This is a genomic window from Deinococcus indicus, assembly GCF_002198095.1.
Taxonomy (GTDB): Bacteria; Deinococcota; Deinococci; order Deinococcales; family Deinococcaceae; genus Deinococcus; species Deinococcus caeni.
Genome location: NZ_NHMK01000030.1, coordinates 78,205 through 93,220 on the forward strand (window position 1 = coordinate 78,205; position 15,016 = coordinate 93,220).

Annotated in this window: 15 protein-coding genes; 5 read left to right on the forward strand and 10 right to left on the reverse strand. The window is 70.6% G+C overall.

Annotated features, from left to right (window positions below):
• Positions 1–33: 33 nt before the first annotated feature.
• Positions 34–693, reverse strand: a complete 660-nt coding sequence (locus CBQ26_RS17505) for a hypothetical protein (RefSeq protein WP_088249916.1) — start codon at positions 691–693, stop codon at positions 34–36.
• Positions 690–3,779: an excinuclease ABC subunit UvrA gene (gene uvrA, locus CBQ26_RS17510; RefSeq protein ID WP_088249917.1), complete on the reverse strand. Its 3,090-nt coding sequence runs from the start codon at positions 3,777–3,779 to the stop codon at positions 690–692. Before uvrA ends, CBQ26_RS17505 begins: the two co-directional genes overlap by 4 nt.
• A gap of 251 nt (positions 3,780–4,030) precedes the next feature.
• On the opposite strand from uvrA, the gene CBQ26_RS17515 reads away from it, so the two are divergent.
• On the forward strand, positions 4,031–4,378 hold the full coding sequence (locus CBQ26_RS17515) for a hypothetical protein (protein WP_088249918.1): 348 nt from the start codon (positions 4,031–4,033) through the stop codon (positions 4,376–4,378).
• A 294-nt stretch (positions 4,379–4,672) separates the two neighbouring features.
• Here CBQ26_RS17515 and CBQ26_RS17520 read toward each other — a convergent pair whose 3' ends face one another.
• The 3 genes from CBQ26_RS17520 to CBQ26_RS17530 all read right to left on the reverse strand — a co-directional run bounded on the left by CBQ26_RS17520 (position 4,673) and on the right by CBQ26_RS17530 (position 7,591).
• On the reverse strand, positions 4,673–5,632 hold the full coding sequence (locus CBQ26_RS17520) for a TolB-like translocation protein (protein WP_308430583.1): 960 nt from the start codon (positions 5,630–5,632) through the stop codon (positions 4,673–4,675).
• Positions 5,629–6,345, reverse strand: a complete 717-nt coding sequence (locus CBQ26_RS17525; protein ID WP_088249919.1) for a M23 family metallopeptidase — start codon at positions 6,343–6,345, stop codon at positions 5,629–5,631. Before CBQ26_RS17525 ends, CBQ26_RS17520 begins: the two co-directional genes overlap by 4 nt.
• Positions 6,346–6,412: 67 nt before the next feature.
• The gene (locus CBQ26_RS17530) at positions 6,413–7,591 is read right to left on the reverse strand and encodes a class I SAM-dependent rRNA methyltransferase (RefSeq protein ID WP_172418148.1); all 1,179 of its coding nucleotides are present in this window, start codon (positions 7,589–7,591) and stop codon (positions 6,413–6,415) included.
• Positions 7,592–7,710: 119 nt separating this feature from the next.
• Here CBQ26_RS17530 and CBQ26_RS17535 point away from each other — a divergent pair, with 119 nt between their 5' ends.
• Both CBQ26_RS17535 and CBQ26_RS17540 read left to right on the forward strand, forming a co-directional pair.
• Positions 7,711–8,256: a hypothetical protein gene (locus tag CBQ26_RS17535; protein ID WP_088249920.1), complete on the forward strand. Its 546-nt coding sequence runs from the start codon at positions 7,711–7,713 to the stop codon at positions 8,254–8,256.
• Positions 8,257–8,381: 125 nt separating this feature from the next.
• Positions 8,382–9,656, forward strand: a complete 1,275-nt coding sequence (locus CBQ26_RS17540; RefSeq protein ID WP_229843968.1) for a S41 family peptidase — start codon at positions 8,382–8,384, stop codon at positions 9,654–9,656.
• 39 nt (positions 9,657–9,695) lie between these two features.
• Here CBQ26_RS17540 and CBQ26_RS17545 read toward each other — a convergent pair whose 3' ends face one another.
• Entirely contained in the window at positions 9,696–9,953 is a 258-nt protein-coding gene (locus CBQ26_RS17545; RefSeq protein ID WP_088249921.1) for an NAD(P)H-dependent oxidoreductase subunit E, read from the reverse strand.
• Between the two features lie 106 nt (positions 9,954–10,059).
• Here CBQ26_RS17545 and CBQ26_RS17550 point away from each other — a divergent pair, with 106 nt between their 5' ends.
• Positions 10,060–11,013, forward strand: coding sequence for a DMT family transporter (locus CBQ26_RS17550; protein ID WP_229843967.1), 954 nt, complete (start codon positions 10,060–10,062; stop codon positions 11,011–11,013).
• Positions 11,014–11,221: 208 nt separating this feature from the next.
• Here the strand turns inward: CBQ26_RS17550 and CBQ26_RS17555 are convergent, their stop codons facing one another.
• Together CBQ26_RS17555 and CBQ26_RS17560 are read right to left on the reverse strand one after the other, a co-directional pair.
• Entirely contained in the window at positions 11,222–11,986 is a 765-nt protein-coding gene (locus CBQ26_RS17555) for a TerC family protein (protein ID WP_172418149.1), read from the reverse strand.
• A 168-nt stretch (positions 11,987–12,154) separates the two neighbouring features.
• A complete protein-coding gene (locus CBQ26_RS17560; protein WP_088249923.1) occupies positions 12,155–12,763 on the reverse strand; it encodes a TetR/AcrR family transcriptional regulator in 609 nt (202 codons plus the stop codon).
• Between the two features lie 123 nt (positions 12,764–12,886).
• Between CBQ26_RS17560 and CBQ26_RS17565 the strand changes: the two genes are divergently transcribed.
• A complete protein-coding gene (locus tag CBQ26_RS17565) occupies positions 12,887–13,522 on the forward strand; it encodes a phospholipase A2 (RefSeq protein ID WP_088249924.1) in 636 nt (211 codons plus the stop codon).
• A gap of 51 nt (positions 13,523–13,573) precedes the next feature.
• Here CBQ26_RS17565 and CBQ26_RS17570 read toward each other — a convergent pair whose 3' ends face one another.
• The gene (locus CBQ26_RS17570) at positions 13,574–13,762 is read right to left on the reverse strand and encodes a hypothetical protein (protein ID WP_216360387.1); all 189 of its coding nucleotides are present in this window, start codon (positions 13,760–13,762) and stop codon (positions 13,574–13,576) included.
• A gap of 105 nt (positions 13,763–13,867) precedes the next feature.
• On the reverse strand, positions 13,868–15,016 hold the full coding sequence (gene lysA / locus CBQ26_RS17575; RefSeq protein WP_088249925.1) for a diaminopimelate decarboxylase: 1,149 nt from the start codon (positions 15,014–15,016) through the stop codon (positions 13,868–13,870).

Here is a 15,016-nt window from a genome sequence, read left to right on the forward strand (position 1 = left end):
AAAGCGGCGGCCTGGGCGGGGATCGGGGATGGGTCAGCCGGGCGTGGCGGCGCGGGCCGCGACCCGGCGGCGGCGGCGCAGGATCAGTTCCGTAAGTTGCCGCACGGCGCTGACGCTCAGGGCGACCAGCATACCCAGGATGGCGTTGCGCTGGAATTCCGGGGTGCCGGGCAGCGTCATCTGCGGGTCCAGCGAGGTCCCGAAGCGGCCCACGCCGATCAGCACGGCGGCGAACAGCGCACCTGCGAACGGCAGGACGAAGAGGCCGCCCGAATGCTTGAGCAGCAGGGTGCCCATCAGCGTCCCGCCGACCAGCGGCAGGATGATCAGCCACTCGGCGGGCGGCTCGACCGGACTGAGGTACCCCACCCCGCCGAGCAGCAGGCCAGCGTAGCCGAACCAGCCGCCGAACTCGTCGGCGAGCAGGGTCAGCAGCACCCAGGTCAGCAGGCGCACGGGCCACTCGCCGGGCGTCCACTGGAAGTACGCCAGGGCCAGCAGGCACGCGGCGCCCAGCGTGAGCTTCAGCAGCGTCATGCCGGGCCGGGCGGCCTGTTCCGGCGGGGTGGGCGCGGCACGCCGGGCGGGCCGGGGCTGCGGCCGGGCCGGGCCGGCGGCCGGCGTCACCTGGGGCTGGGCGGGGTCGGCGGCGGCGTGCGCGGCGTCGGTGGGGGTGGGGTCGGGCTGGGTCATGCGCTTTCTTTCTTAGCACGACTCTTGCGGGCGGGCGCCGCGCCGACCAGTTCGGGTTCGGCAGCGGCGGGTTTCTTCGCGGGCCGGCCGGGTTTTTTCGGGGCGGGTTCGCTGGCGGGGGCGGGCGTGCGGGGCGTGGCGGCCACGATGCCGGGCACGCGGCGCAGGTACTCGCCAGTGTGGCTGGTGGGGTGGGCGGCCATCTCCTCGGGGGTGCCGGTGCCGACGACGGTGCCGCCGCGCACGCCGCCTTCCGGGCCGAGGTCGATGATGTGGTCGGCGGTCTTCATGACGTCCAGGCTGTGCTCGATGATCACGAGGGTGTTGCCGCCTTCCACGAGGCGTTGCAGGACTTCCATGAGTTTGCGGACGTCCTCGAAGTGCAGGCCCGTGGTGGGTTCGTCGAGGATGTAGATGGTCTTGCCGGTGGCGCGTTTGCTCAGTTCGCTGGCGAGCTTGATACGCTGCGCCTCGCCGCCCGAGAGGGTGGTGCTGGGCTGCCCGATCTTCATGTAGCCCAGGCCCACATCGCACAGCAGGGTCATCTTGCGTTCGATGGCGGGAATCGCCTCGAAGAAGCTCTGGGCGTCCTCGACGGTCAGGTCGAGCACGTCGGCGATGGTCTTGCCGTTGTACTTGACTTCCAGCGTCTCGCGGTTGTAGCGCGCGCCCTTGCAGACCTCGCACGGGACGTAGATGTCGGGCAGGAAGTTCATCTCGATCTTCATGACGCCGTCGCCCTTGCAGTGCTCGCAGCGGCCGCCCTTCACGTTGAACGAGAAGCGCCCGGCCTGATACCCGCGCCGCCGCGCTTCGGGCGTGCGGGTGAACAGGTCGCGGATCTCGGTGAACACGCCGGTGTACGTGGCGGGGTTGCTGCGCGGCGTGCGGCCGATGGGGCTCTGGTCGATCTCGATGACCTTGTCCAGGTGCTCCATGCCCTCGATGCGGTCGTAGCGGCCGGGGGTGGTCTTCGCGCCGTTCAGTTCGCGCGCCAGGGTGGCGTGCAGGATGTCGTGAATCAGGGTGCTCTTGCCGCTGCCGGACGGGCCGGTCACGACCGTCATGGTGCCCAGCGGAATCTCGATGGACACGTTCTGGAGGTTGTGCTCACGCGCTCCGATCACCTTCAGCTGTCGGCCGTTGCCCCGGCGGCGGTGGGTGGGCACCTCGATCTTCAGTTCGCCGCGCAGGTACTTGCCGGTCAGGCTGTTCCTGTCCTGCTTGACCTGTTCGGGCGTGCCGACCGCGACGACCTGCCCGCCGTCGACGCCCGCGCCGGGGCCCATGTCCACGAGGTAGTCGGCGTCCATCATGGTGTCCTCGTCGTGCTCGACGACGATCAGGGTGTTGCCCAGGTCGCGCAGGTGCTTCAGGGTACCGATCAGGCGGTGGTTGTCCTTGGGGTGCAGGCCGATGGACGGCTCGTCGAGCACGTACAGCACGCCGGTCAGGCCGCTGCCGACCTGGGTGGCCAGCCGGATTCGCTGCGCCTCACCACCCGACAGGGTGTTCGCGGTGCGGTCCAGGCTCAGGTAGTCCAGGCCCACGTCCACCAGGAATTTCAGGCGGGTGCGGATGGCCCGCAGGATCGGGGCGGCCACCGCCGTGCCAAAGTCGTTCAGGCTGTACTCGTAGCGGCTGGGCGCGTGCGCGCGGGCCGTGCCGCCCAGGTGGCCCTTCAGGAACGGCGCGATGGCGTCGTGGTCCAGCTCGCCACCCTGGAGGTCACGGAAGAAGGTGTCGGCCGCCAGGACGCTCATGCCGCTCGCCTGACTGATGTTCAGGCCGCCCACCCGCACCGCCAGGATCTCGGGTTTGTAGCGGGTACCGCCGCAGGTGGGACAGGGCTGGAGTTCCATCAGTTCCTCCAGCTTCTCGCGCATGAACTCGGATTCCGTGTCGGCGTAGCGGCGTTCCAGGTTCGGGATGACGCCCTCGAACTCGGTCATGAAGCGCATGGTTTCCTTGCCCGCGCGGCGGTACACGACCTCGAAGGGCGCGCCCGGCCCCTTCAGGACGGCGTCCTGTGCGGCTTTTGGCAGGTCGCGCCAGGGGGTCTTCACGCTGAACTCCAGGTGCTCGGCCAGCGCCTGGAGCTTGTCCCAGTAGTAGATGCCGCCGCCCGTGCCCTTCTTGCTCCAGGGGAGGATGGCGCCCTCGGCGATGGAGAGCTTGTCGTCGATGATCTGGTCGGGACTGAACTCCTGCTTGCTGCCCAGGCCCGCGCAGTCCCCACACGCGCCGTACGGCGAGTTGAAGGAGAACGAGCGGGGTTCGAGTTCCTCCAGCACGCTGCCGTGTTCGGGGCAGGCGAACTTCTCGGAGTACAGTTCCTCGTGCGCGCCGCCGTCCTCACCGGCATCCGGCATCAGGACGCGCAGCAGGCTCTCGCCGCGGCGCAGGCCCAGTTCCACGCTCTCGGCGATGCGGCTGCGGTCGGCCTCGCGCAGGGTCACGCGGTCAATGACCACGTCCACGTCGTGCTTCTCGAACTTTTCCAGCTTCAGCTTCTCGGCTTCCTCCAGTTCGTACAGCGTGCCGTCCACGCGGACGCGTGCGAAACCCTCGCGGCGCAGGTCGGCGAACAGCTTGCGGTACTCGCCCTTGCGGCCACGCACGACGGGGGCCAGCAGGATGGCGCGCTTGTCAGGGAAGCCCGCCAGCAGCCGGTCGGTGATCTCGCTGGGGCTCTGCTTCTCGATCTTGCGGCCACACACCGGGCAGTACGGGGTGCCCACGCGGGCGTACAGCAACCGCAGGTAATCGTGGATCTCGGTGACGGTCCCCACCGTGGAGCGGGGGTTGTGGCTGGTGGTCTTCTGGTCGATGGAGATCGCCGGGGACAGCCCGGTGATGCTCTCCACGTCCGGTTTTTCCATCAGGCCCAGGAACTGGCGGGCGTACGCGGAGAGGCTCTCGACGTAGCGGCGCTGGCCCTCGGCGTAGATGGTGTCGAAGGCCAAAGTACTCTTGCCGCTGCCGGACACGCCCGTGATGACCACGAACTGGTCGCGCGGCAGTTCCACCGTGATGTCCTTGAGGTTGTGTGCCTTCGCGCCCTTCACGATCAGATTGTTCTGCAAGGTGGATTCTCCCTGAAAAGTGCGGCCTGAACGGCAGGAATCAGACGTAGACCGGGCCGCCGGGGGTTACGTTGAATGCGTAAGGCACCGCCTTCGCTTCGGAAACGAGACAGTCTAGCAGGTCAGGGCACCATGCGAACATGGGGCGATTCCTCATTCGGCGCCCCCTCGGAAAGGTCAGACGGACCTCCCTCACCGAGGGGCAAGAATCCTTTCCTGAAGCCAACAGCTGCAAGGAGTAAGCTGCCCAGATGATGACCCGTGTGATGCTGACTGTCGCGCTCTCAGGGATCGTGGGATCAGGGTTATCTGCCTCCGGTGACCCATACCCGGCCAGCACGGTCGCTGCCTTGATGGTCGAGCCGATGATCCAGAATGGAAGGCCGTCCCGGCAGATTCTGGCGCTGTACATCATCAAGAGCGACCCGGCCCTGTCCCCACTGGTTGGCAGCGTGGGGTTCGAATCCGAGCACTCGGTCCGGATCGGCTTCTCGCACAGAGCCTGGATTCTTTCGCAGGAAATCGCCGAGCTGAAAAAGAGGTTGAAGGAGATCGGCGTGGACGCGAGTGTTCACTGGGCGGAGGTCAAAGGGTTTTAAGTACACTGCGTTTATCTTGTAGATAAACCGCGCGGAGCGCGTAGCAGAGGAAGTACGTTGAAGCGGGAATGGAGAGATTCCGGTGCCTTCCCGGAATCTCGCAATGTTAGCTTCGACGTACTTATTGATACCGGTGGAAATTGAAGTTGCCTTTAGTTCAAGGCGGCGCGCTGGAGCACGTTCAGTACGAGATCTGACTCAACCTCACGACTCGGATTTACACCTTTATCAATAAGGCCCGTCACCTGACCACCCTGCCGGGGTCGCCGTGACCCTCTGGCCAGGCCAGTCCCCTCAGGGCAGCGTCAGGACGCGCACGTTGCCGTCGCGGGCGCTGAGGTAGTTCAGCAGGCGCCCGTCGGGGCTGACGGACCAGTCCGACAGGCGCACCTGATCGCCCAGGTCGCCCAGGGTCTTCCAGGCGTTCGCGGTCACGTCGTACTGCCGCAGGGTGTGCGGGCCGCCCGCCGCGTTCAGGGGGATCAGCAGCAGGCGCGCGGCGTCTCGCCAGCGGTACGAGCCGAAGGTGCTCAGTTCGCGGGGGCTGCCACTGGCGGTGCCCTGCACCCACAGGCCGTTGCGGGCGGCGCTGTCGAAGGCGACCGTGTACGCGACCTGCCGCCCGCCGGGGCTGATGGTCACCGAGCGGAAGCCCAGCGCGGTCCTGAGGGTACGGCGCGCGCCCGTGCGGGTGTTCAGGGTGAACAGGTCGCGGTCGCGTGCCCCGGCGCTGGGTTTGCCGCTCAGGAGCAGGGTGGTGTCGTCCAGCCAGCCGTGAATGCTGCCGCCGGGCAGGGTCGCCACCAGCCGGGGCGCGCCGAACGCGTCGGCGACGAACACCCGAGTGACCCGGCGGTCGAAGTTGCCGGTCGTGTCGCTGCGGGCGTAGGCCAGTCGGGTCTCGGCGGCCGTCCAGGCGACGTTCGCGCCGTAGGTGGGCAGCGTGAACCGCCGCCCGTCCGCGAGGCGTTCCAGGGTGGTCGCCTCGCCCGGGCCGGGCCGCACCGCCCACTTCAGGGCCGGGGAGAAGTACGCCACGCTGGAGAACCGCCGCGTGACCGCGCCGCCCGTCGCGGCCACCTGATAGATGCCGGTCGAGCCGCGCGCCGGGGGGCCGTCCAGGAACAGCAGGGCGCGGGAATCCGGCGTCCAGACCACGCCGGGGCAGCACTCGCCACTCAGGACCGCGCGGGACGGGAGGGTGGCGGCGTGTGCCGTTCCCAGCATCAGGACGGCCAGGGCGGCGTGCCTCACCTCGCCCCTCCGGGCGCGGGGGGCCAGGGTTGACGGTACTCGTTCAGCAGCGGGCCGCCCCGCAGGGCGGCGGGTTGCGAGTCCGGCGTCTGCCAGCGCCGTGGCTGGGTCAGGTCGTACTCGTAGCCGCGCCCGAAACTGCCGGCCAGCGCCAGGGAATTCCAGTCCGCCGCGATGAACGGCAGCGGGTTGAAGAAGCGCTGGTGCGAGCGGTCCCGCAGTTCCAGGTGCAGGTGCGGGGCGCTGACGCAGGTGCCCTGCGAGTCGCCGCTCTCGCCGATCACCTGCCCGCGCGTGACCTGCTGTCCCACCCGCAGGCTGGACCGCACCCGCAGGTGCCCGTACAGGCTCGAGAGGTTGCCCGCGTGGTCCACGACCACGTTGTGCGGCGGGCTGCCGTGCGGGCCGTCCACCTCGGCCACCACGCCGTCCCCGATGGCCCGCACGGGTGTGCCGCACGGCGCGCTGAAATCCAGGCCCGCATGGATGCCCTGGAGATTCCCATACGTGCTCTGGCGCTGCCGGTAGGCGCCGGTCGTGTTCCCGTACCCCTGCCCCAGCATCCAGGTGTCCGGGCCGGGCGGTCCCGCGAACGGCAGCCCGAACTGCGCTTTCGCGGGCGCGACGGCACTCAGGGGCAGCGGCGCGGCATAGTGGGCGAGGGCCACGCCGGTGAGCGCGGCAGCCAGAAGCAGGAATCGGCGGGCAGCCATACCCGATGCTGCCCGCCCCGCCCGCGCGGCAGGGTACGCGCGGCCACCTTCTCCCCTGCGCGTTCCTTCAGGCTTTGCGCAGCAGGATGCTCTTGAGGTACAGGCTCTCCGGGACGCTCAGGAGGTGCGGGTGGTCGGCGGGCTGGTAGGTCACTTCCAGCACCTCGGCGTCGGTGTTCGCCTCGGCCGAGGCAACTCGGGCGGCGTCGAGCAGGTCGTCCACGCGGATGTAGTGGGCGCAGGTGCTGATCATCAGGTGCCCGCCGCTCTCCAGCATGCGCAGGGCGTGAGCGGCGCCCTCGGTGAAGATGCGTTTGGCGCGGGGTACGTCGTCGCGCCGCTTGGCGAGGGTGGGCGGGTCAAGGACGATGGCCGAGAAGGTCCGCCGGTCCTTTTCCAGCGCGGCGAGGGCTTCCAGGGCGTCGCCCCAGCGCACGCCGACGCTGACGCCGTTACTGCGCGCCGCCTGTTCCAGGGCGGCCAGGGCGACGTTGTCCTTGTCGATGGCCGTTGCCTTCGCGCCGGCCTTCGCGGCGTGCAGGCTGAAGCCCCCGGTGTACGAGTACACGTCCAGGAAGCCCGCGCCGGGCCGGACCAGCGAGGCCATCAGGCGGCGGTTGTCGCGCTGGTCGAGGAAGAACCCGGTCTTCTGCGCGTCCATCGGGGCGAAGTGCAGCCGCAGGTCGTCCTCGAAGAACTCCACGCGGTCCGGCACGTCGCCCCAGAGGGTGCCGGTCACGAGGTCCAGGCCCTCCTTGCGGCGCTCGCCGGTGTCGCTGCGCTCGAAGGCACTCGCGGTGCGCGTCTCGTCCTTCAGGGCCTTCACGATCAGGTCACGGTGACGTTCCACGCCGGCGTTGCGCAGCTGCACGCTCAGGACGGACCCGAACTGGTCGGCGATCACGCCGGGCATCCCGTCGGCTTCCGCGTGCAGGACGCGCATGGCGTCGGTGTTTACGATCCGTCCGGCGCGGCGGGCCAGGGCGGCCTTCACGCGGGCGCGGTAGAACTTCAGGTCAATGTCCTCGTCCTGCCACGTCAGTAACCTCAGCGGGGTGGCGCCCTGCGGGTTGAAGTACCCACGGGCGATCAGGCGGGTGCTGCCCTCGGCGCGGACGTTCACGACCTCGCCGGGCTGGATGCCGTCGTCGGCGCGGGCAATGTCGCCGCTGTGCCCGAAGGGGTAGCGGCCCGCGATGCGGCGCACCGCCTGGGCTTGAAGGGTGACGGTCGGGGACTTCTTCACCGCAGCAGCGTACCAGAGGGCGCCGCCCGGCCGGAGTGACGGGGACCGGAGTGCAGGGGCCCGAGTGCGGGGGGCGGCCGGGGCAACTGCCCGGCCCGCCGGCTGCTACCCTCGGTCAGATGATGCGTTCCGTTGCCCTGCCCCTGACCGCCGCCTTCCTCCTGGCCGGATGCGGGCTGATTCCCACCCCCAGCGTCGACATTCAGGACAGCGTTCAGGAACTGCCGGACAGCAGCGCGCTGGGCGGCAAGGTCGTGTACCTGGATCAGGACGCCCTGAAGGACAACCGCGTGCCGTCCGTGTTGCAGCAGGTGACGGTGCGCGGCGACGCCACATACCTGTCCACGTCCGGCGGGACGCTGTCACGGGTCGAGCTGTTCGTCCGGCCGGACCTGACCAGCCTGCCCGGCACCTGCCGCGAGTACCCGGCGTCCCTGGTCGCCCCGCGCATGTTCGTCTGCGAGGCGGACGGCGAGAAGGCGCAGAGCATCGGCACGCTGAACCTCACGCGGGGGCAGGGCGTGGCGTTCACGCTGGGCGGCGCGGCGCTCGACACGGCCGCGAAGGGCGGACGCGGGTACTTCGGGCTGCGCTTCACGGAGGGCCGCAGCATGTCCTTCGACACCCTGAAACTGACGAACATGAAGGCCAGCGCCCGCCTGTAACGGCGGCCGGACGGGCCGGGTCAGGACTGGCGGCGGGGGTACCCCCGGACGCTGAACGCGGCGCGGGCCTCACAAGGTGCGCGCCGCCCCGGTGTGCGGCGGGCGGCGTGCTCTAGCCTGGGCAGGTGCCCTCCCTGTCTGCTTCCGGCCTGCGCCGCGCGGCCCTGCCCTTCCTGCTGACTGCCGCGCTGGGAGTCGTCCCGGCGCTCGCCAGTCCCGCCACTGACCTGTACCGGCACGCGACCGCCTCGGTGCTGCGCGACTACTACGGGTGGTCCACCGCCGACCTGCACGCCCTGAGCGAGCAGTACGCCCGCACGCTGGAGGAACGTTGCGCGCCCGCTGGTGACGCCTGCTCCTTCGACACGGGCCGCGCGGTCCTGACCGAACTGCTGCGCGAGGTCGGGGACGCGCACACCAGCGTCCGCGACCCGGAAGGCGCGCTGCGGCTGCGGGAGGTGCAGGAGAACCGGCCGGTGCTGCGCACGGGCGCGCGGGTCGTGCGGGTCGAGGGGGGCCTGCTGGTCGCGTCGGTCATGCCGGGCAGTCCCGCCGACCGGGCCGGGCTGCGCGCCATGGACCTGCTGCCGCGCGTGAACGACCAGGACGCCGGCCGGCGCGGCGGCGAGAACGCCCCGGTCGGCCCGACCGAGTTCACGCGACTGGAACGCGCGGGCGAGCCGTTCACCGTGGAGGTCCGGCGGGCCGGGCAGCCACCGCGGACCCTCACGCTGGGCAGCGACCTGCTGGTCGCGCGGGACGAACCGACCCTGCACTGGGCCGGACCGGACGGGCGGACGGCGGTCGTGACGGTCGCGTCGTTCCTGCCGCAGGACACCGCCGAGCAGTTCCTGGCGCGGGTGCAGGAGGCCCGGCAGGGCGGCGCGCGGGCGCTGGTCGTGGACCTGCGCTTCAACGGCGGGGGCAGCCTCGTGCAGTGCGTGGCGGCCGCCAGCGTGTTCGCGCCGGTCGAGTACCGCACGCGGTCCCTGGGGGGCGGCGCGGTGTACGCGGGCGTGGCGGGCCGCCCGAGCCGCCCGGCGGACGCCCAGAAACCCCCGCCCCCGCCGGTGTGGCGCGGCCCGGCGGCCGTGCTGGTCGGGCCGAACACCGCGTCCTGCTCGGAGGTCTTCACGTACTACGCGCAGCGGGCCGGCGTGCTGGCGGTCGGCGAGGCGACGCGGGGCGTGGGCAACAGCGGCGTGACCTTCCGGCCCCTCCCGGACGGCGGGGTGCTGTCCGTGACCATGCTGCGCGCCTACTGGCCCGACGGCACGCCCCTGCCCGAGCGGGTGCAGCCGGACCTGCTGGCCCCCACCGACCTGGATGCCCTGACCGGCGAGGGCCGCGACACGACCCTTCAGGCCGCGCTCGACGCCCTGAACGGCCACGCGCGCTGACGGCCGCTCAGGGCAGCAGGAACGCGGGGCTGGCCGGGGTCAGCGCGACCAGCGTTTCATGAGTGTCACGAGGCGTTCCGGCGTGACGTTGCGGTACTCGATCTCGTTCACGCGGACGAGCGGGGCGTCCTCGGCCGCCACGGACTCCCCGCACTGCTTGAGGGTCAGTTCGACGTTCCCGTCGGCAGTGACCATGCCGGGGCTGATGCGCAGCGCCGCCCAGACGGCGTCGAGCAGGTCCTCGCGTTGATCGATGGTCAGGTGTTCGGTACAGATTTCCAGGCGGGTAACGGGCACAGTGATGATCTCCTTCAGGCGCGGTCATCCTAGCGGATCGCGGGCCGTCCCGGCGCGTCCCGGTCACGCGGCCAGTCCGGCGGAGCGCGGGGGTATCTTCGCGGACGTGCCCCCCACCTCCCCTTCCCTTCCGACCGGCCCTGACGCGCAGACCACGCGGCTCGCCCTGACCGGCGTGATCGTCACCGTGATCCTGTGGGGCGGGAACGTGGTGCTGCTCAAGGCGCTGCTGTCGCACCTGAACGCCGAGAGCATCAACACCGGCCGTTTCCTGCTGGCCTCGGCAGTGCTGGTCACGCTGGCCGTGCGCGCCCACGGCTGGCCCCGCTGGACCCGGCGGACGTGGCTGACCGTGGCGGCCGTGGGCCTGCTGGGTAACAGCGTGTTCCAGACGCTGTTCCTGATCGGCATCCGGCTGTCCCCGGCGGGCGTGGCGGGCGTCGTGAACGGGCTGGTGCCCGTGCTGGTGCTGCCGCTGGGCCTGCTGCTGGGGCAGGCGGTCACGCGGCGGCAGGCGGCGGGCGTGGGCGTGGCCTTCGCGGGCCTGCTGACGCTGCTGCTCCTGACCCGGCAGCCCGGTTCGCCCGTCCCGCTGGCCGGACTGGGGTGGCTGCTGGCCGCCGCGACCGCCTGGGCGCTGTACACCCTGTTCAACCGCACGCTGTCCGGGCGGGTGGGGGCGCTGCCGTTCGTGGCGTTCAGCCTCGCACTGGGCAGCCTGCCGTACCTGCTGTACGCCGCGCCGCACGTGCAACTGGCCGGCACGCCGCCGCTGGCGTGGGTGGGCGTGGCCCTCAGCGGGCTGGGCGCGAACGTCGTGGCGTACCTCGCGTGGGCGCGCGGCGCGCAGGTGCTCGGCGCAGCCCGCACGAGTGTCTGGAACACCCTGGCCCCCATGGTCGCCCTGATCCTGAGCGCCGCGCTGCTGCACGAACGCCTGCCCCTGAGCGTCTGGGCGGCCGCCGCCGTGATCCTGGGCGGCGCGGCCCTCGCCAACTGGCCCGGCCGGACGGCTACCCCCCCGGCCAGCGGCGCCACGGAAAAAGCCCCCACCGGGTAGGCGGGGGCGCGCAGACAGCTGCTCAATGGTGCGGACACTTTCAGGCGCCAGAGGGGACAAGCATCGACCACGTCTTCTGTCACGCCATGCCTGCTCACCCCCTCCCAGCCTCCCCCCTCAAGGGGGAGGGGTCAACACGGCGTGTCCATCGCCGGTCTGCCCTGAAGTCATGAACCTGTCCACACCATTGCCGATTCAGCCTGCCCGTTCAGTCCGGCTGGCGGTCCGAGCCGTGCAACTGCACCGGACTGCCGCGCCGCACGCGCAGGTTCAGCAGTTCCACCGCAATCGCAAAGCCCATCGCGAAGTACGTGTACCCCTTGGGAATCTTGAACCCGAAGCCGTCCGCGATCAGGTTCACGCCGATCAGCAGCAGGAACGACAGGGCCAGCATCTTCACGGTCGGGTGCGCCTGCACGAACTCCCCGATGGGCCGCGCGGCCACCAGCATGATCGCCACCGTCACCACCACCGCCGACACCATCACGCCGATGTCGTCGGCCATCCCGACCGCCGTGATCACGCTGTCGAGGCTGAACACGATGTCCAGCAGCATGATCTGCCCGATGATCGCCGCGAAGTTCGCCCCGGCCACCGCGCCCGCCGACGTGCCCGCGCCGTGCACCGGCCCTTCGAGCTGCTCGTGCATCTCCTTGACGGCCTTGTACAGCAGGAACAACCCGCCGAAGATCAGGATCAGGTCCCGCCCCGAGAAGCCCTGCCCGAACACCTGAAACAGCTCGTTCTTCAGGCTGTAGATCCAGCTGATCGAGAACAGCAGCCCCAGCCGCATGAACATGGCCCCCAGCAGGCCGATGGTCCGGGCGCGCTGCTGCTGCTCCGGCGGCAGTTTGCCCGCCAGGATCGAGATGAAGATGACGTTATCGATCCCCAGCACGACTTCCAGCAGCAGCAGCGTGCCGAACGCCAGCCACGCCTCTGGCTGCGTGATCCAACCGAACAGTGATTCCACCTTGTCACTCCCTGAATACAGAAAACGGGCGCCGACACGCGCGCCCACGACACCGCCCCACCCTCCTGCCACCGCGCCCGTGCCACGCGACCGACGTTCATGCTGACCGGACGCCCGCGCCGCTGCATGGCAGGACGCTCAAGAATCTTCATGCAACCGGGGGTTACCTCATGGAGCGGGAGGGCGGGACGTCGCGCCGTCCAGGAACACGGCCAGCAGCGCCCGCCCCATCGCCTGCGGATCGCTGGACGGCGCGCCCGTCACCAGCGGGTACGTGAGCGCCAGGAACGCCCGCGCCAGCATCGCCGGAGCCACGTCCGCGCGCAACTCGCCCCGCGCGGCCGCCAGCTCGAACAGCTCGGACAGGCCCCCGATCCACACGCGGCGGTACTCGCGCTCGAACGCGCCGCGCCGCTCGGGGCTCACGTGCCGTAACTCGCCCGCCAGTTGCAGACCCACCCGCTGCTCGGGCGCACTGGCCAGCAACTCGTACACCAGCGTATCCAGTTGCAGGCGGATACCCACCTGCGCGTTCGCCGCCGCCACCAGCCGCGCCAGTCCCGCCAGCGTGCCCTCCAGCATCGCCAGGAACAGCGCCTCCTTGTCCGCGTAGTGGTGATACAGGGCGGGTTTCGTCACCCCGACCGCCTCCGCGACCTCGCGCATGCTCACGCCGTGATACCCGCTCTGCACGAACAGCCGCGCCGCCTCCTGCTGAATGCGGGCGCGGGTCGTATCGGGCAGGGCGGCAGGAGCAGACACAGGAGGAACCGTCATTACCGCCCATGATACCTGCGGCCCGCCCTGGCATCCCCCTGACAGGCCGGCGTACACTGAAAGGCGATCCACAACCCAGCCCCGCGCCCCCCCGCACCCCGAGCCCTGCCCACAGGAGTCGCCATGCGTTCACTCATGCTGCCCGCCGCCCTGCTGTCCCTGACCCTCGCCGCCTGCTCGCAGACCGCCGCGCCCACCGGCACCCCCAGCGCCCGCGACTACGCCGCCCGCCCCGAACTGCAGGACCCGGACAGTCAGGCCATCCTCGCCCGCTACGGCAACGACCCCGGCCTCCTCGCCACGCTGCGCGAAGCGTACGGCGAGACGCCCCGCATCCTCACCCTGCCCGCCGCGCCCACCATCAGCGGGCAGGACCTGAGCAGCGACCGCCTCGCCTACGTGAAACGCACCGGCTGGGGCACGGTCGGCAACTACAACGGCCAGTACGCCGCGTACAACGGCACCAGCCTCCCCTACCCCGGCCTGGACTGGACCCGCGACGGATGCAGCGCCCCCGACGGCCTGGGCCTGGGCTACCGCGAGGACTTCCGCCCCGCCTGCAACGTCCACGACTTCGCGTACCGCAACCTCAAGGTCTACCAGCGCACCGACGCCAACCGCAAAACCAGCGACGAGGCCTTCCACACCAACATGAAAGCCATCTGCAACGCCAAGAGCTGGTACAAGCAACCCGCCTGCTACAGCGCCGCCTACGCCTACTACCAGGCCGTGCGCATCGGCGGCAGCGACAGCTTCTGAACACGAAGCGGGCAGCGGAGCGCACTCAGGCCTCCGCTGCCCGCCCACCGCTCAGGCCGGGTTCGTCCAGTACGCCCAGGTATGACCGCCCGCGCAGGTCGCCGTGAACTCCGGGCCGCGCTTGCTGACCTTGCCCGGCTGACCGCACTGCGCGCACACCGGCTTGGCTGGCGTGTTCCCACCGCAGTCGCCGCACTTCAGGTAGTACCCATACTTCCCGAACTGCACCGTCACGTTCACGCCCGAGCACGCGCGGCACGCCACGTCCGGACGGGGCCGTGCCTGCGCCTGCCGCTCCTGCGACGTGCGGACGCTGGCCCGTGATCTGTCCCCGCTACCCACTCCTTATTCCCCGCTCTCTTCCAGGCGCCAGATGTCCTGCGGCGTTTCGCGCTGGCGGATGACGGTCCACTGGTCGTGGTCCCAGAGCAGTTCGGCGGGGCGGGCGCGGGTGAGGTAGGTGCTGCTCATGGCGGCGCCGTACGCGCCGGCCTCGTGGATGGCGAGGAGGTCGCCGGGCTGCGGGTCGGGCAGGGTGACGTCGCGGGCGAGGAGGTCGCCGCTCTCGCAGGCGGGGCCGGCGAGGTCCCACTGGGCGGTGCCGCCCCGCTCCCAGAGGGGGGTGACGGGGTGCTGCGCGCCGTACAGCATGGGGCGCAGCAGTTCGGTCATCCCGGCGTCCACAAGAACGAAGTTGCGTCCGGTGCGTTTGGTGCCGACGACGCGGGTGAGGAGGGTGCCGGCCTGCGCGACGAGGTACCGGCCGGGTTCGACCCACAGCTGCGCGCCGAAGGTGGCGGCGGCGGCGCGGGCCTCGCGGGCGATACCGTGCAGGTCGGCGCCCAGGCCCCAGCCGCCCCCGGCGTCGAGGACGTCCAGCGGACCGGTGTGGGCGCGCAGTTCGCCGAGGCGGTGGAAGGCGGCGGTGAAGTCGTGCGCGTCGCGGATGGCGCTGCCGATGTGGACGTGCAGGCCCAGGGCGGTGTGCCCGGCGGCGCGCAGGGCGTCCAGCACGCGGGGGGCCTGTTCCAGGGTGACGCCGAACTTGCTGCCGGCGGCGCCGGTGGCGAGGTGGTCGTGCGTGCTGACGTTCAGGGCGGGGTTCACGCGGACCAGTGCGCGGGAGGCGGGCGGCAGCAGCGCGACCTCCTCTTCGCGGTCGAGGATGAAGGTCGCGCCGAGCTGCGCGCCGGTGGCGTACTCGCCGGGCGTCTTGGCGGGGCCGTTCACGAGGATGCGCTCACCAGTGGCACCCACTCGGGCGGCGCGGGCGAGTTCCCCGGCGCTGACGCATTCGAAGCCGACGCCCTGGGCGTGCAGGCGGCGCAGCAGGGTCAGGTTGGGGTTGGCTTTCATGGCGTAGTACACGCGGGCGTCCCCGAACGCGGCGCGGACGCGGGCCAGCGCGGCGTCGAGTTCGGCGGCGTCGTAGACGTACAGGGGCGTGCCGTGCTGCTGCGCGGCGGTGTGGAGGGCCTGTGGGGGGATGCTCAT